The organism is Streptomyces novaecaesareae (genome assembly GCF_000716875.1).
Lineage (GTDB): Bacteria > Actinomycetota > Actinomycetes > Streptomycetales > Streptomycetaceae > Kitasatospora > Kitasatospora novaecaesareae.
The window spans coordinates 29,327-46,233 of the sequence record NZ_JNWQ01000042.1; the positions used below are offsets into that span (position 1 = coordinate 29,327).

Sequence of the window (16,907 nt, forward strand, 5' to 3'; positions counted from 1 at the left end):
TACTGTAGTGGTCACCATGGGCAGGGGAGGGAAGTCGTTGCGCAGGGTGCCGCCGGAGATGTTCCGGTTCACGACGGGGGAGAAGGCCGAACTCTACGGTGCGATCCTGCAGGCCTTCGGCGCGGCCAATGAGCGGTTGGAGACCGCGCTCGGGCTGGACGAAGTCCGCGCCCGGCTGCGGACGGTCGGCTGGCTGGACGCGCTGCACGACGACGATCTTCAGGAAGCGCTGCGGAAGCTCAGGGAGTGGCAGCTGCTGGACGTCGTCCAGAACCACGCGGAGAACTACCGCACCGCCGAGGAGTACGAGCGCCGCAACCTCCAGTACTCGCTGACCCGGCGCGGAGAGGCAGCGTTCGCCGGGGTCGAACACGCCCTGTCCGTCCTCGCCTCGACCGGTGCGCTCCAGACGGCGGTGCTGGAGGCGATCACGGACCGGCTCGACGAGCTGTACGTCCTGCTGGAGGACTCCGTGTCCTCGGACCGGCGGGTCTTCAGCACGCTGCACGAACTGGAGGGCCATCTGGAGGCGCTGCTGGCCAACACCAAGGCGTTCAACGGCGAGTTGCAGCGCCTGCTGCGCGCCGAGGGCGCGGACCTGGCGACCTTCCGCGAGGTGAAGGCCGCGACGGTCGCCTATCTCCAGGAGTTCCTCGTCAACCTCGACCAGCGGGGACAGGCGGTCGCCTCCGCCGTGGAGCGGGTCGAGGGACGGGGGGTGAGCCTGCTGCACGAGCGGGCGCTGCGGGGCGCCGAGCTGCCGCCGGTCGCCGACGGCGATCCCGCGCCGGCCTGGTTGGAGCGGCGCCGGGCGCGCTGGGAGGGGCTTCGAGCCTGGTTCCGGCCGGTGGACGGGGCACGACCCCGAGTGGAACAGCTGCACGACGTGGCGCGCCGCGCGATCGTGACGCTCCTCCAGGTCCTCGACCGGATCACCGAGTCGCGGCGCCGCTCCTCCAGTGCCGTGCAGGACTTCCGGGAGCTGGCCCGCTGGTTCGCCGCGGCGCCCGGCGAGGACGACCTGCACCGCCTCTGGTCGGCCGCCTTCGGGCTCGGTCCGGCCCGCCATGCCCATCTCGCGCATCCTGACCCGGAGTTGGTGCCCTCGTCGGGCAGTTGGGCCGAGGCCCCGCCGGTGGAGGTGTCGGCCCTGCTGCGCACCAGCGGCCGTACCGAGCGGTTCACCCGCACCGGCAAGGTGCGCGACATCGGCGGGATCAAGGCGGCCCGGGCCGAGCGGGCCCGTAAGGAGCGCGCCGAACTCGAAGCGGCCTGGGACGTCCTGGGCACCGACGGCCCGGTGCGGCTCTCCGGCTTCGGGCTGCTCGACCACGCCGTCTTCGAGCGGCTGCTCGACCTCCTCGGCAAGGCACTGGCGGTACGGCCGGACGGCAGCGGCGTGCGCCGTGCGGTCACCTCGGACGGCCGGGTCGAGATCGTCCTGCGGCCGCTGCCCGATGCCGGACGGGCCGTCCTACGGACATCTCGGGGGACGCTGGAGGGGCCTGACTACCTGGTGGAGATCCGTAGTCCCGGCGGCCGGCTTTCGACCGTCGTGAAGGAGACGGAATGAGCACCCTTGCCAACCAGTTGGTGCTGGCCGAGCGGGAGGACGTCGCCCGCGGCATCAGGCTGCTCCTCGGCCGGCCGCTGATCACCGAACGCGGAGACCCGCCCGCCTTCGAGTTGGTCCGCCGCCGTCAGGACCCGCTGACGAAGTGGTTCGACTACCACTGCGGCTGGCAGCTGGTGGTCGAGCCGCGCTTGGGGTACGCGCGTCTGCTCAAGATCCGGACCGTGCCCGACGCATCGCGCCCCGCCCGCCGACTACGGTCCGGCAAGGCGCCGTTCGACCGCCGTCGCTACACCCTGCTGTGTGTCGTCGCTGCCGAACTGCTCCCGGTCCCGGTGACGACGGTCGGCCTGCTCGCCGAGCGCGTCGTCCAGGCCTGTGCGGCCGACGAGGCGCTGCCGCCCTTCGACACGGCGAGCAGGCCCGAGCGGATGGCCTTCGTGGACGTCCTCAAACTGCTGGAGGCCTACGGCGCACTGCTCACCGTGGACGGTGTCACGGAGAGCTTCGTCGACTCGGTGAAGGCCAAGGTCCTCTTCCGGGTGGACGCCACCGTACTGATGCGCCTGCTCGCCGCGCCCGTCGGGCCGTCCCGGCTGGCCGTGCCGACGGAGGAGGTACCGCTGCGCTTCGAGGAACTCCTGCGGAGCGCCGTGCGCGAGAGCCGGTACGGCGGTGCCGACGCCTCCGACGCGCAACGCAACCTCCGGCTGCGGCACTCGGTGCTGCGCCGGCTCTTCGACGATCCCGTCCTCCACCACGACGAGCTCGGCGCCGACGAACTGGCCTACCTCACCTCGCCGACCGGGCGCCAGATCGTCCGGCGCGCCGCCGAACAGGGCGGCTTCGTGCTGGAGGAACGAGCCGAGGGCCTGCTGCTCGTCGACCCGGACGGGATCGCCACCGACGGCCGCTTCCCGGACGATTCCACGACGGCCCGCGTCGCCGCGCTGCTCCTGCTGGAACCGCTGACGGCCGCTCCGGACGGGCTGACACCGGAACAGCTCACCGTCGAGGCGAACGCGCTCCTGCGGCGCTTCCCCCAGTGGGCGAAGAGCTACCAGTCGGAGGACGGTGCCCAGCGCCTCACGGCCGACGCCGTTCGCGTCCTCACCGACTTCGGCCTGGCCCGCGGGATCGGCGACCGCACCGTTCCCCGGCCTGCGGCGTTCCGGTACCGGACCACCGTGACCGACGGTCCCGCAACCTGACCAGGGAAGAACTCCGATGACCGTGACACAGCCCCCGCAGCGCTCGGCGTCCCCGACGGCGGCCGCAGCAGGACGATGGCAGCCCGCCAGGGCCGGCATCCTCAATGTCTGGCGCTACCACGACGAGACCTTCACCTTCCATCAGGGCCGACTGCTGCTGCGAGGGCAGAACGGCACCGGCAAGTCGAAGGCCCTGGAGGTGCTCCTGCCTTTCCTGCTCGACGCCAGCCTGCGCCCCAACCGGCTGTCCACCTTCGGCGGTTCCGAGCGCACCATGCACTGGAACCTGATGGGCGAGGGGGCCTCGGGCAAGACCCGCGTCGGGTACGTCTGGCTGGAGTTCGTCCGCGATGACGGCAGTCCCGTCCACTTCACCTGTGGCGCCAGACTCCAGGCCAGCGTGCACACCACCGGTGTCACCGTCGACTACTTCACCACCGGCGCGCGGATCGATCGCCCCGGCGGTCTCTCCCTGGTCAACGACGCGGGCCAGCCACTCACCCGTGCCGCGCTGGCCGAAGCCCTGCAAGGCCGGGGCGAGCTGCACGGATCACCGACCGACTACCGCACCACGGTTCGGAGCACGCTCTTCCCCGGGCTGAGCGAGCAGCGGTACGACGCCCTGATCACCGCACTGCTCCAGCTCCGCACCCCCAAACTCTCCGAGCGCCTGGATCCCTCCCTGCTGTCCTCCCTGCTCTCGCGGGCCCTGCCTCCGCTGGGCCGGGGCGAGATCACCGAGCTGGCCGAGGGCTTCGAACGCCTCGACCGCCAACGCGAACACCTGAAGACCCTGGACGACGAGGTGGCCGCGGCCACCGCAGTCGCGAACCAGCAACGCGGCTACGCCCAGCGCGTCCTGCGGGCCGGGGCGGCGGCGCTCATCTCCGCGACGACCGAGATGGACAACCTCGCCCGCATCGCCAGGGAAAGCGAGGAGCAGCACGCCGCGGCGCTGCGCCGACGCGAGGAGAGCAGGGAAGCACAGGAGGAGCTCGAACACCGACGACAGGAGATCGACGGTGCCATCGAGGGACTGCTCGGATCCGAGGTCTACCGGCAGGGGCAGGAGCTCGACCAGCTCCGCAGCAGGGCCGACCAGGCCGCGCGGGCTGCCGCGCGTGCCCGCGCGGCCGCCGACCGGGAGGTCCTCGCGGCCACCGAGGACGCCGAGCGGGCCGAGGAAGCGCGACTGCGCTCCGAGCGGCGAGCCGAACACAGCCGGGCCGCCCGGGAGGAGACACGGGGCGCGGCGCGACGAGCCGCCATGGAGTCCGTCTGCACCGAGGTGCAGACACTGCTCGGCACCGCACCGGGCCCGTCCGGGGACACGGAGGAGCAAGGGCGCACGGCACGCCGCCTGCTGCGCGGTGCGGCAGCCTCGCGACACGGCCAGATCGCCCACGTCCGCGCTGCCGTCGAGCGTCATGAGCGTGCCGTCGCGGACCGGACGACGGCGGAGCAGCACCTCGACACGGCGCGCGAACGGCTGGCCGAGGCGACTGTGCGGCGCGAGGGGAACGCCCACGACCACGAGATCGCCGTCGACGTCCAGGCCGACCTGCTACGCCGATGGGCGACGGCCGAATGCACCGAGCTGTCCATCGACGACGCCGAGGAACTCGCCTCCCGCGCCGCGGTCGAAACCGACGTGCTCGCGCTGGTCGAGGCCGCCGCCCGGGCAGCGGAGAGCGCCATCACCGCCGACGAGACGACCGCCCGCGCCGGCCGGGACGACGCCCGCGCCCGGCGTGACCGGATAGTCGAGGAGCTGGAACGCACCGCGGCTGCGGCCGATCTCCCGCCGGTCCCACCACGTACTCGTACGGCCGACCGTTCGGTTCTGCCGGGGGCGCCGCTGTGGCGCCTGCTGGGCTTTCGGCCGGACGTGCCACCCGCGGACCAGGCAGGCATCGAGGCGGCCCTGGAAGCGGCCGGCCTGCTCGACGCCTGGATGACCCCCGACGGCGGCCTCGTCGTCGCCGGCCACGACACCCTGGCCGACCCGGCATCGGCCGTCCCCGCACCGGGCCCTTCGCTGCTCGACGTCCTGTCTCCCGAACCCGACGGACCAGTGCCGCCCGGCCGGGTGGAGCGGCTGCTGGCCGGCATTGCCTACGGGCCCACACTCCCGGCCGGGCACCCGGCCGCCGTGGCCGCTGATGGAAGCTGGCGGCTGGCGACCGCGGTCGGCTCCTGGTCCAAGGAGGAGTCCAGCCACATCGGTGCCGCGGCCCGGGAACGTGCCAGGCAGCGGCGGATCGCGGATCTCACCACCGGACTGGCCGAGGCCGACAGCACCGTCACCGGCTTCGAGACGCGGCTGCGCGCCCTCGCCGCCCGCCGGACGCGTCTCGGCGCGGACCTCCGCACCCGGCCGCACCACCGGGTGGTGGAGCAGGCCAGGCGCACCTGGGAACGGTCCGAGTCCGAGGTGGGCGCCCGCGAGGACACCGTACGCGAGGCCGTCGAACGGCTCGCGCGGCAGGAGGACACGGTCTCGGACGCGCTGCGCGCACTCGCCGTAACCTCGGCCGAGCACGCCCTGCCGACCGAACGCGCCGCCTTGGACGCGACCGCCACGGCGGTCGACGCGCTGCGCGAACAGGCCGATGTCTGGCTCGACGCCCACCTCGCCTGGCTGGCCGCCCGGCATGCTTGGGACACCGCACGCGGCCATGCCGAGGCGTCCCGCAGCGCGGCAGCCGAGCGCCGGTCCGAGGCCGAGGACGCCGAGGCCGCCACCCGCGGGCTCCGTTCCATGCTCCAGGCCGTCGAGAGCACCGTCGGTGAGGACTACCGCCAAGTGGCCGCCCGGATCGGCGACTTCCGGAAGACACTGGACCAGATCCGCCGTGAGATCGACACCGGCACCCGAGCACTCCTCGCCCTCGAAGGCCGGATCGGCGCGCTGGGCGCCACCACGGCCCAGGACGCGGCCTTGCGCGACGGCGCCGTGGCGGCCCGCAACGCGGCGGCCCAGAGCTTCCGGCGCCTGTGCGTCCTCGGGTTCCCCGAGGATGCGGGCCTCGGACTCGTCCTCACCTCCGTGGACGGCACTCGCGCCACCCTCGAAGCGGCGCGCGAGACCGCCGCCGCGTGGCCGAACCTTCCGCACGGCGCCAGGAACCTCGGCGACTCCCTGAACCGTCTGTCCGAGGCCGTGCACCGTGCCCGCCAGAGCCTCAGCAGCCGGGCCGACCTCGAACTCGAAGCCGAGGACGAGGTCCATGTCCTCACCGCCAGCGTCGACGGCATCCGGGTCGGCGCGACCAGCCTCCTCGCCATCCTCACCGGCGACCGTGACCGCAGCCGGGACGACATCACCGCCGCCGAACGCAGCCTCTTCGACCGGACCCTCACGGGCGACACCCGTCGCCACCTCGCCTCCCGGATCCGCCAGGCCGGTGAACTCGTCGATCGGATGAACGGCCACCTGGAACGGGTCCGGACCGCCTCCCGGGTGGCCGTCAGCCTGGTGTGGCAGATCCACCCGGACCTGCCCGCCGGCACCCGGACGGCCCGTGAACTGCTGCTCAAGGATCCGGCCCGGATCACCGAAGCCGACCGGGAGGCCCTGCACTCCTTCTTCCGGGGCCGGATCGAGGAGGCCAAGGCCCGAAACACGGCGGCGACCTGGGAGGACCAGCTCGCCGAGGTCCTCGACTACACGGCCTGGCACCAGTTCGTCGTCAAGCTGGACCGGGCCAACGGCACCGGGTGGCAACTGCTCACCAAGAAGCTCCACGGCGCGCTCTCGGGTGGTGAGAAGGCCATCGCCCTCCACCTGCCGCTGTTCGCCGCCGTGGCCGCCCACTACGAGGCGGTGCCGGAGTCCCCGCGGCTGATCCTGCTCGACGAGGTCTTCGTCGGTGTCGACACCGTCAACCGGGGGCAGGTCTTCGGCCTCCTCGCGGCGCTCGACCTCGACCTGGTGCTCACCTCCGACCACGAGTGGTGCACCTACCGGGAACTCTCCGGCATTGCCGTCCACCAGCTGATCACCGGAGGTGACGGCGACGACGCCGTCACCAGCGCCCGCTTCACCTGGACGGGCACCGACCTGCTGCCCGACGAAGCCGATACGGACGAACCGGCATGACGGACCGCCACCCCCTTGACCTGCCCGAACTCCGACCCCTCTGGTCGGCCGTCCACGACCGCCTCTCGACCGGCCGCCCCGTCAGCCGGGTGCGGTCCGGACCGCTCGACGAGGCCGGTCGGGAGGCGTTGGCAGACCTCCTCGGACTCGACCGGCTCCCCGGCGCCGAACCGACGATCCCCCTCGCCGGACTCGACGGCGCCGTACTGGACGCCTGCGGCAGGCCCATCCGGGACGTGGTCACCGCGATCCTCGGCCCGATCCGCGACCGGGCCGCCGAGCGTGAACTCGCGGCCGGCCGACGAGAAGCCCTCTGGGAGTGGCTGGCCGGCCATGACGTGGTCACCGCCCAGCCCGTCCTCATGGAGTGGGTCGGCCACCTGCGGACCAACGGCCTCGTCGATGGCTCACCCGACCGTACCCGGGGCCTCCTGACCGCCGCGCTGAACGTCCTCGCCGCGCTCCCGGTCGGCGGCGAGCCACTACCGGTCCTCGCCGCCCGCCTCCTCGACGGTGACTCCCACGCCCTCGACGACGGGACCCGGCTGTCCTCCCTCGTCCTGCGCGCCCTGGCGGTGCTGTACGGCACCGACATGCCCGACACGGCCGAGGGACGACGCGCACTCTGGAGCCGAGCCGGCGTGGCCGACGACGAGCTTTCCACCAGCGTGCTCGCGGTCGGTCTGCGCGCCGACGGCGACGGTCCGGTCGCCGGGATCGCCCGCATGTGCGCCGACGCCGGTCACCCCGTCAGCCTCACCCTTGCCCAACTCCGCACGCCCGGTGACTACACCGGCCCCGCGGGGCCGGTGCACATCACCGAGAACCCCAGCGTGCTCGCCCTGGCACTGCGCCGCTTCGGCCCTCGCTGCCCGCCACTGGTCTGCACCTCCGGCTGGCCCAACACTGCCGTGATCCACCTGCTGCGTCGACTCGCCGACGACGGCGCTTCCTTGCACTACCACGGCGACTTCGACGGCGAGGGCATCCGCATCGCGGCCCACGTCCTCGCCAAGACCGGAGCGGTCCCCTGGCGGATGGCAGCCGACGACTACCAGGCCGCCGTGCCCCGGGTTCCCTCGGGCCCCGATCCGGGACGCCTCACGCCCGCACCGTGGGACCGGGCGCTCGTCGACTCGATGGCCGAACTGCGCACCGCAGTCGTCGAGGAGGTGGTCGCCGACCTCCTCCTCGACGACCTGGCGGATCACCGACACGGATAGAACGTCAGCCTGTTCGACGGCCGAGGGCTACCACCAGCGCTTCGGCCTCGTCCACGTCGACTTCGCCACGCAGCGGGGCACCCCCAAGGCCTCCTAGGCGGGCGTCACATGGTGAGCTGCCGGCGGTCGATCACTGTCCGGAGCTTGCCGCTGGTGGGCGTCCGTTCGAAGGTGGCGGAGTCGACGGTGTCGACCGTGAAGTCGAGCAGCGCCTCGTCCACGGCCGAGCGCAGTTCCGGGATGGCGGTCAGGAACGCGGTGCGGGCGGCTGCCGCGTCCTGGGCGTACCGTCCGTCGAGCCGGACGGCGGCCCGTTCGCGGCCCTCGCCGGTGTCCAGGATCAGCTGCAGCTCTCCCCGGTAGCCGAACTCCTCCTGCGCCACGGCGACGAAGCGCCGGACGTTGAAGAAGTACGTGCCGACCCGGACGACGTCCCCGTAGCGGCCGAGGAGTTCGATGCGGGGGGTGTGGCTGCCGCAGGGGCAGACTCCGTCGACCGCGCGGCCGAGGTCGCCGATCTGGTACCGCTCCAGGCGCTGGCCGGCCCGGGTGCGGCTGGTGAAGACCAGACGGCCCGGCTGCCCGGCGGTCACCGGGCGGTCGGCCTCCGGGGCCAGGATCTCCAGGGTGTGCAGGTCGGTGAGGACGTGGTGGACCGAGCCCTCGGCATGGGTGCACTGGTACCCGAGCGGCCCCAGGTCGGTGCTGCCGTACGCCGCCGAGCGGATCAGCTCGACGCCGAACTCCTCGGTGAGCACCCGGCGTTGCTCGGCCGTGAAGTGCTCGCCGCCGTAGAACACCTTGCGGATCCCGCCGTACGCGCGCAGCGCGTCGCCCTGGTCGTGGAACAGCTGCCAGAGGTAGGACGGCATGCCGAACACGGTGTCCGCCCGGTGCGTCACCAGCGCCTCGGCGGTGGCGGCGTGGTCGGGGCCGGCGGCGATCGGGAGCTGGGTGGCGTTGAGGCGCTCCAGGATCGAGAAGAAGCTGATGAAGCTGCCGTACATGCCGCCGCAGTAGAACAGGTTGGCGGCGCGGTCCCGGGCCGGGTCGAAGCCGGCGGCGAGCAGGCCGTCGGCGGCGGCCCGCATCTGGGTGTCGTAGTCGGCGTTGGTGAACACCGACAGGGCCGGGGCGCCGGTGCTGCCGCCGCTGCGGAAGTGGAGGTGGGCGTGTTCGGGCGCGAGGGTGCGCAGCTGCTCCTGCACCCCGGCCTTGTCCAGCAGCGGGCCGTCCGGCGCGGCGGGGACGAAGGCGGGGGCCGCCAGGTCGTCCAGGCAGGCGGTGGTGGCGAAGGCCCCGTCGGTGCGGACGCTGACACGGCGGCTGTAGCGCTGGAGGGCGTAGACGCCGTCGTGGGGTTCGCCGTGGTAGCCGTCGAGCATCCCGCCGACCGGGGTGACCCGCAGCACGCCGGCGGCGAGCACCGCCTGCGACAGCCGGGCGACATCGGCTCGACTGCCGCCGATCGCGGCGGTCTGCAGGTACCGGCGCATCGGGCGCAGCACCGTCATGACGGAGGTGCGGGGCAGCGGCTTGACCCAGACGCTGCGGTGCAGCGGCGAGGCGGCCAGGGCGGGGCGGGTGTCGGCGAGGACGCGCCAGGAGCCGTCCTCGGCGGCCAGGACCCTGGTGAGGCCGAGGTGTTCCTCCAGCCGGGCGATCAGTTCGGTGGTGGTGATCTCGGCGTGCTCGGCCGGTTCGAGGTCGGGCCGGGGCAGCTCGGCGGAGGCGTCGGCGAGGTGGGCCGCGAAGCGCTCGGCGAAGGCGAAGACCTCGTCGTCGTCCTCGGTGTCGAGGTAGATCACCTGGGGGCTGGAGCAGGCCTGCTGTTCGAAGCGGCAGACGTCGGCGGCGAGCGCGTCCAGGGTCGCCCGGTCCGACCAGGCGTCCCGGGTCAGGTAGGCGAAGGAGACCCGGTGCCCCCATTCGACCAGGCGGCAGCCGGCGGGGACCAGTTCGGAGACCGCGCGGACGGCGTCCTCGCCGCCCCAGACCGCCACCGCGTCGGCAGGCTCGCACATCAGCCGCAGCCACTCGGTGCGTGCCGAGGGGAAGCGGAGTGCGACGATCCGGCGGGCCAGGGTGCCGGTCGGGTCGGCGGCGGCCAGTTCGGCGAGCAGGTGCTGGGCGAGCGGCGTGTCGGCGCTGCTGGTCTTCAGCACGTTGAGGTTGCCGGTGAGCAGGCCCTCGATCACGCTCAGCGGGGCCACGGCGGCGGCGTTGCCGGGGGCGATGTGGACCAGGAGCCCGACCGGCGCCCACGCCTCGAAGGTGGTCTCCCGCGCGTCGGGCCGGGTGAGCCGCTCGGGGCGCAGGCCGCCGAGTTCGCGACGGAGCTTGCGTTCCAGGGCCGGGCGGGCGATCGCACCGGTGATCTCGGCGAGCGTCGCCGCCGCTTCGCCAGAGTCGACGCCGCCACCGGTGAGTTCGGCGAGGAGGCGGGTGCGGACCGGGCTGCCCGACGTGGCGAGGGCGTCGGCGACGTGCTGGCAGGCGCTCAGCACCAGTTCGGTGGGCAGCGGTTCGGCCAGCGCCTGGGCGGCGAGGTCGGGAAGCTCGGCCAGACGCCGGGCGGCCTCCTCGTCGTCGATGAACGAGCCCTGCCAGAAGTGGGCTCCGGCCGTTGCGAGTTCGGGATTCACAGGTGCGGTGGTCACGACATTCCCTTCAGGAGCTCGGCGGCGGCCGCCGCGCAGTTACGGTTCCGGCTGACCCCGGCGCGGCCGTGGATGGTGAACCACGGGGTGGGCAGCGGGCAGGGGCAGTCCTGCGCGGGGTGCAGCGAGGCGAGGTCGCCCATGACGACGCTCTGCGCCGGCACCGAGGTGATGTACGGGGAGACCAGGTGGAGGAAGCCGCGTTCGCCGTACGGCAGCGGCTCCAGGGTGCGGGTGTCGCGTACGGCCGCCCGCGACCAGACCGGGACGTGCAGGCGGTGGTGCCCGCACTCGATGTACGGCACGCAGTGCTCGACCGAGCCGAAGGTGTCGCGGATGCGGTCCGAGGGGATGCCCAGCTGCTCGGTGACCCCGGCGTAGAACTCGTCCTTGCCGATCTGCCGGTCGGTGTGCCCCTTCCAGCCGCCGCCGAGCAGGACCAGGGAGCCGGCCGGCAGTCGGAGCGGCGGCAGGCCGAGGGCGCGCATCCGCTCCAGGGTGAAGTGCAGGAACGCGGGGAAGCCCAGGATCCGTACCGGCAGGCCGTCCTCGGCGTAGCGGCGCAGCGCCGCGATGCAGCCGTGGACGTCGAACTCGTGGCCGCTGCCGGTGTGCCGCAGGGCGTGCGTGGTGTGGTTCGCCGGGGCGAAGTCGCAGAGGTAGTTGTCGGTGAACGAGGTGCCGAGCTTCAGCTGTGGAGCGGGCTCGTAGCTGTACAGCAGGTAGTTGACGGGCTGGTCAGGCGTGATCCAGCCGTAGTGGTCGAAGATCCGGGCCACCATGCGCTGCGCGGAGCGGATCGTCCAGGTGTCGAAGAACATCTGCGACTTCTGGCCGGTGGTGCCGGAGGAGGTGAGGTGGAGGAACACCTCCTCCCGGGGGATGGAGAGCACCTCGTGCCGCTTGAAGAAGTTGGCGTGCACCAGGGGCGTGCGGATCCCCTCGCCGACGGTCGGCGCCGGGGTCTCCGCCGGGCCGTCCAGCAGCGACCGGAGGAACGGCGAGCGCTGCGCGTGCCACGCGTTGGTCTCGGCCATCGCGGCGGCGAACAGGGCGTCGGCCTCCGGCCCGGCCGCGTACGGGGAGGTCAGGTCGCAGAGCTGCTGGACGTGCGGGAGTGCGGCCGGGTCGGGCACCCCGACCGGCGCGAGGTGGGCGTTCACGGGATGGACGGTCACGGGATGGCCATTCACGGGAGGGACGGTCACGGGGCAACCTCGGGAAGCGGTAGGTAGGTCGAGGTCCAGGCGGTCAGGTAGGCCGCCAGGTACGGCTGGAGCGGTCCGCTGACGGATGTGGTCCTGAAGTCGATCTGACGGCTGGTGCGGGACAGCACCACGTAGTCGTGGAAGCGGTCGCCGATCCGGCGCATCGCCGGGTAGACGGCGCTCGGGATGAACCCGGCGGCCAGGAAGGCGCCGAGCCCGGCGGTGTCGGCCAGCGGCAGCAGGGTCTCGACGTAGTCGGCGCCCGCGCGGGTGACGGCCGCCATCAGCGGCTCCAGAGCCCCGGTGACGGCCGCCGGGGACGGGTGCACCGCGATCAGCGAGCAGCTCGCCGCGGCCTGGTCCAGGTCGGCGTACGCCTCGAACGAGCCGTCCGGCGGGGTGAGCACGGCGTTCGGGAGGTGCAGCGGGAAGAACCGCTCTCCCGGGTCGGGGAAGAGTTCGAGGAAGCGGCGGCGGACGAAGCCGGGTGCGGCGATCAGCTCCATCGGCGCCGTCACCGGCGCGGTCCGACCGGCGGGCCGGGCGGGGGCGTCCGTCGGGCGGGGGCGGCCGTAGTCGACGCCGGTGCTCTGCCGGGCCGCTTCCAGCAGCGGGACCAGGGCTCCCGGCACCAGGCCGACGTCCTCCCGGCGGGCCAGGACGCCGTCGGCGTGCCGGGCGAACAGCGCGAGGCTCTCGCATCCGGCGACCTCGACGGCGTTCGGCATCAGGCCCAGGGCCTGGAAGCCGTTGCGGGCGAAGACCTGCTGCGGACCGGCGGTGACCACCCGGACGGTCGCGTAGACCGAGTCCAGCGTGCCGGTGGCGAAGGCGTCCGCGCAGACGGAGGCGGTCAGCCGGCCGGCCAGCCCGCCGCCCCGCTGCTCGGGGTGGACCGCCAGGCCCACCAGCTTGCCGATCCGGCCGCCGGGGTCGGTCTGCACCGCCACCGACCCGGCCAGGCGGTCGGCGCCCTCGTGGCGTGCGGTCAACCAGTGGGTGTGCGGGTCGTCGATCAGACGGCGCATCTCCTCCGGGTCACTGCCGAGTGCGACCGGATAGCCGTGGCCGTAGACGTCGAAGTAGAGCTGCCGCAGCTGCGCGACGTCCTGCGGGGCCGCAGGGGCGATCGTCACGGTCATCGCATGTCCCCAACGTGCTCGTCCCCAACGTGCTCGTCCTCGACGTGCTTTTCCTCGACGTGCTGGTCCTCGACGCGCTGGTCCGTCGGCTCGCACCGGCCGGTCCACCACAGCGCGGCGGCGACGGGCACGACGCCGAGGGCCTGGACCAGGCACAGCGTCCGCGGCGAGAAGTGGTCGCCGAGCAGGCCGAACACCAGCGATGACACCGGGAAGGTCGCCCCGAGCAAGGCCTGCATGACCGCGAAGAAACCGGGCCGGTCCTCGGCCGGCACCAGCCGCTGGAACAGCGCCACGAACCGCACGCCGATCACGCCCACACACCAGCCGGCGACCGCCATCGACCCGACGGCCGGGGCCGGTCCGGCGGCCAGGCCGGGCAGACCGGGCAGGCCGAGCGCGGCGGCCATCAGGCCCAGGCATCCGGCGCCGACTGCGGTCGGCGTGCCCGGGATTCGGCCGCCCGTGAAGGAGCCCACCAGTGTGCCGGCGCCGAGGGCCGCCTCCAGGGCCGCGACGGTCGAGCCGTCCGCGTGCAGCACCGTCCGGGTGTACAGCGGCATCACCACGAACACCGCCGTGGTGAACACGTTCGCCGCGGTGAAGCAGAGCAGCACGCGGCGGATGAACGGCAGTTCGGCCAGGATGCGGCGCAGGGGCCGCCGGGTGGCGGGCGGCGGGCCGTCCGCGGTCGCCGCGCCCGGGGCGGCGGGGAACCGGGTCGTGCCGATCAGGGCGGCCGCCAGCAGGTAGGCACCGGCGCATCCGGCGACGATGCCGGCCAGGCCCGCGCCGTCGACCACCAGCGGGCCGAGCAGCCCGCCGGCGAGGCCGGCCAGCGACTGGGTGGCGAGCTCGAAGCCGGTCGCGGCCTCGATGTCGGCGTCCTCGACCAGCTCGGGAACGGAGGTGGTCAGGCAGGGGTCGAAGACCGCCTGGCAGCCCGCCAGCAGCAGCGCGGCACCGTACGGGACGGCCATCGGCGGTGTCGCGGCGTACGTCCAGCCGGCCGTGCCGAGGGCGACCAGACCGGCGACGGCCGCCGAGGCGCCCAGCACCGTGCGGTGCGGGCGGCGGGCGATGAGCGCGGCCACCAGCGGGGCCAGTGCGACCGCGGGCAGGGTGCTGACGGCGAGGAAGGCGCCGGAGGCGAGGCCGCGGTCCGCGCCTGCGGCGTAGCCGACCAGCCACCACACCGCGCCGACCTGGAACATCCGTCCGGCGGCCTGGGTGAGGACCTGCGCGACCCAGACGGCGGCGAAGCGCCGGTTGCGCAGGACGAGCGGCGGGCGGCGGGCGGCCGTCTCGGTCGCCTGGGCCGCCGTCACGAGTGCGGCCGTTCGTCGAGGACGCGGATCAGCTTGCCGGTCCGCGTGTTGACGGCGAGTTCGTGCGGACGTACCCAGCTGACGGACAGCGGGTGGACGTAGCCGGCGGCGACCGCCTCCGGGTACAGCGGCCGCGCCGTGTGGATGCCGGCCGTGACCGCGGCGGCCAGCTCGGGGAGCCCGGTGGGGTTCCCGTCGCAGGCCAGGCGCAGGACCAGCCCGTCCCGGCCGTCCCAGCGGCGGACCACCAGCTGCACGCCGACCACCCGGCCGGCCGGGTCGGCGGCCCGGACGAGGTCGAGCACGTCCTCGGTGTACAGCGACACCGGCCCCACCCGTACGCCCTCCTGGGCCCGGCCGAGGATCCGGAACTGCCCGGTGGCGAGGTCGGTCCATTCCGCGCGGTCCCCGACGGGGTAGCGCAGCAGGGGCATCAGCCGTCGCCGCAGGTCGGTCACCACGACCCGGCCCGGTACGCCCTCGGCGTCGATCGGCTCGCCGGTGTGGTCGTCGAGGATCTCCACCACCGTCTCCGGGGTGAACGCCCGGTGCACCCGGGTGTCCGGCCCCGGTACCGGCCGGCCGAGCAGCCCGGCATCGACGGCCGCGTAACCGATCGACGAGACGCGGGAGTTGGGGAACACCTTGCGCAGCAGCGGCTGCTGGTCCTGGTAGAGGCCCTCGCCGCCGAACAGCAGCAGCTCCACGGACGGGAGTTCGCGGCCGGAGGCCAGGAGGTGGTCGGCCAGTGCGCACAGCGTCGTCGGGGTGCCGGCCACCACCTCGACCTCGAACTGTTCCAGGGTCTGCGCGGTCGACTCCAGGGGCGCCGCCCCGCCGATCGGCAGCCGGACGTTGGAGACGGGCGAGCGGTGCAGGGAGTCGAGGATGAAGGTGTAGCTGGCGTACAGGTCGCCCGCGTAGAAGAGATCGGCGACCCGGTGCCCCGGGCGCAGCCCGGCGTCGACCAGCCCGGCGCCGAAGGAGGTGGTGAACTCCCGCCACTCCTCCCGGCTGTAGAACGAGAACTTCGGCGAGCCGGTGGTGCCGCCGCTCTTGAAGACCACCGCCTCCTCCAGCGGCCCGGTCAGCAGCCGGTTGGCGCGAGGCGTGTTGGCCTGCCAGAACTCGGCCTGCGGGACGACCGGGAGATCGGTCAGCTGCGTGGCCGAGGTGGGTAGGCCGGCGTAGAGGTCGGCATAGAAAGGTGAGTTGTGGCGGGCGAAGCGTATGAGTTCCGCGATGGGTTGAACGGGCATCAATTCCTGCTTTTGGGCGTGCGAGGGCCGAGCGAGGTCGTGTGGTACGCGACTTCGCCCGACGGGCCGGAGACGACCGTGGCGCCGGCGGTCGACGGAATTCGATTCCGTGGCGACGCGGCAGGTCACGGGGTGGGAAACGGACCGAGTGTGCGCACCGAGGTTCTGTGGTGTGCGGATGGTTCGTCAGCTGATGCGACATCGGGGTTGGTGGGGCCTCCCGCTCGCAGAAACCAAGGCTATCACCCCATGTGTCTTTGGATTCCAAGTCCAGTCATCAGTTGAGTCGTCATCAGGACGGTGCGGACACGACCTGAGGCCTCGTCACTGGGGCGTCTCCGGCGAAAGGCGCGCGGAGCGTGAGGTGGATCTCGCGGCGGCCGGATCGGTGAGGGTTTCGCGTTCCGGCCGACCGGTTTTCGCGATTTCGTTTGTTGAATTAACGACATTTCATGTGGCGGCGCCTGATTGCGGCTCGGATGTCGGAATTGCCACCCACCGTTCGGGGGGTACGGCCTCCGCCTTTCGGCGGGATTCGCCGGATTCTCCAGGCAGGAAGGGGTCAGGCGCGGCCGAGGTAGTGGCGGCCCGGGATCTGCTCGAAGATCAGGTTGGTGCGGGTCTGGGCCACCGCCGGGTGGGTGGTGAGGTGGTCGACGACGAAGTCGCGCAGGGCCTCGGGGCCGGCGACGCCGACGTGCAGGAGGTAGTCGTCGGAGCCGGCCATGTGGAAGACGGCCAGGACGCCGGGCAGGTCGGGGGCGGTGCCGCGGAAGCTCTCGTTCTGTTCGCGGGTGTGGGCGCGCAGCCGGACCGAGATCATCGCCTGGAGCGGCAGGCCGATGGCCGCCGGGTCGACGTCGGCGCGGTAGCCGCGGATGACGTCGCGGTCCTGGAGGGCGCGGACGCGGGCCAGGCAGGTGGAGGGGGCGATGCCCACCGCCTCGGCGAGGGCGTTGTTGGGGAGGCGGGCGTTGTCGGCCAGGGCGCGGATGATCGCCCGGTCCGTGTCGTCGATGGGGGGCCGCCGGCGCTGCGGATTGTTCGGCATGCCTGCCAGGATTCCAGCCGATTCCGTCGATGAGCAAACCGATTCGGCTTTCGACCGAATGTTCTTCGGGAGGGCTTCCGGGAATCGCCGGAAAGTTCCATCCTGGGCGCGAGCGGCGGACGCCCCTCGACCTCCCCACCACGCCCGGAG

10 protein-coding genes are annotated in these 16,907 nt (G+C 73.0%); 4 read left to right on the forward strand and 6 right to left on the reverse strand.

All coding sequences use genetic code 11. The features are described from left to right. Window positions 1–58: 58 nt before the first annotated feature. Genes OP86_RS18030 through OP86_RS18045 form a run of 4 tightly spaced genes read left to right on the forward strand, consistent with a single transcriptional unit; the run spans window position 59 to window position 8,109 of the window. Window positions 59–1,573: a TIGR02677 family protein gene (locus OP86_RS18030; RefSeq protein ID WP_199815214.1), complete on the forward strand. Its 1,515-nt coding sequence runs from the start codon at window positions 59–61 to the stop codon at window positions 1,571–1,573. Then, window positions 1,570–2,784 (forward strand): TIGR02678 family protein, encoded by a 1,215-nt coding sequence (locus OP86_RS18035; protein WP_030058156.1) that lies wholly within the window; start codon window positions 1,570–1,572, stop codon window positions 2,782–2,784. The genes OP86_RS18030 and OP86_RS18035 overlap by 4 nt, the downstream gene beginning before the upstream one ends. Before the next feature lie 16 nt (window positions 2,785–2,800). After that, window positions 2,801–6,886 (forward strand): TIGR02680 family protein, encoded by a 4,086-nt coding sequence (locus OP86_RS18040; protein ID WP_033332313.1) that lies wholly within the window; start codon window positions 2,801–2,803, stop codon window positions 6,884–6,886. Further along, entirely contained in the window at window positions 6,883–8,109 is a 1,227-nt protein-coding gene (locus OP86_RS18045) for a TIGR02679 family protein (protein WP_030058159.1), read from the forward strand. The genes OP86_RS18040 and OP86_RS18045 overlap by 4 nt, the downstream gene beginning before the upstream one ends. A gap of 104 nt (window positions 8,110–8,213) precedes the next feature. Here OP86_RS18045 and OP86_RS18050 read toward each other — a convergent pair whose 3' ends face one another. The 6 genes from OP86_RS18050 to OP86_RS18075 form a co-directional block, all read right to left on the reverse strand. Beyond that, complete coding sequence (locus OP86_RS18050; protein ID WP_234435024.1) at window positions 8,214–10,769, reverse strand: acyl-CoA reductase; 2,556 nt, start codon at window positions 10,767–10,769, stop codon at window positions 8,214–8,216. Continuing rightward, complete coding sequence (locus OP86_RS18055; RefSeq protein WP_030058161.1) at window positions 10,766–11,932, reverse strand: LuxE/PaaK family acyltransferase; 1,167 nt, start codon at window positions 11,930–11,932, stop codon at window positions 10,766–10,768. The genes OP86_RS18050 and OP86_RS18055 overlap by 4 nt, the downstream gene beginning before the upstream one ends. A 41-nt stretch (window positions 11,933–11,973) precedes the next feature. Then, entirely contained in the window at window positions 11,974–13,119 is a 1,146-nt protein-coding gene (locus OP86_RS18060; protein WP_030058162.1) for a GNAT family N-acetyltransferase, read from the reverse strand. Further along, entirely contained in the window at window positions 13,116–14,447 is a 1,332-nt protein-coding gene (locus OP86_RS18065; protein ID WP_106973444.1) for an MFS transporter, read from the reverse strand. Before OP86_RS18065 ends, OP86_RS18060 begins: the two co-directional genes overlap by 4 nt. Beyond that, entirely contained in the window at window positions 14,444–15,706 is a 1,263-nt protein-coding gene (locus OP86_RS18070) for a phenylacetate--CoA ligase family protein (RefSeq protein ID WP_030259050.1), read from the reverse strand. Before OP86_RS18070 ends, OP86_RS18065 begins: the two co-directional genes overlap by 4 nt. 562 nt (window positions 15,707–16,268) lie before the next feature. Then, window positions 16,269–16,757: an Lrp/AsnC family transcriptional regulator gene (locus OP86_RS18075; protein ID WP_106973445.1), complete on the reverse strand. Its 489-nt coding sequence runs from the start codon at window positions 16,755–16,757 to the stop codon at window positions 16,269–16,271. Window positions 16,758–16,907 lie beyond the last annotated feature (150 nt).

Coding starts and splice junctions, on each gene's coding strand:
- OP86_RS18030 (WP_199815214.1), top strand. CDS start 59: ATGTTCCGGTTCACGACGGGGGAGAAGGCCGAACTCTACGGTGCGATC.
- OP86_RS18035 (WP_030058156.1), top strand. CDS start 1,570: ATGAGCACCCTTGCCAACCAGTTGGTGCTGGCCGAGCGGGAGGACGTC.
- OP86_RS18040 (WP_033332313.1), top strand. CDS start 2,801: ATGACCGTGACACAGCCCCCGCAGCGCTCGGCGTCCCCGACGGCGGCC.
- OP86_RS18045 (WP_030058159.1), top strand. CDS start 6,883: ATGACGGACCGCCACCCCCTTGACCTGCCCGAACTCCGACCCCTCTGG.
- OP86_RS18060 (WP_030058162.1), bottom strand. CDS start 13,119: ATGACCGTGACGATCGCCCCTGCGGCCCCGCAGGACGTCGCGCAGCTG.
- OP86_RS18070 (WP_030259050.1), bottom strand. CDS start 15,706: ATGCCCGTTCAACCCATCGCGGAACTCATACGCTTCGCCCGCCACAAC.
- OP86_RS18075 (WP_106973445.1), bottom strand. CDS start 16,757: ATGCCGAACAATCCGCAGCGCCGGCGGCCCCCCATCGACGACACGGAC.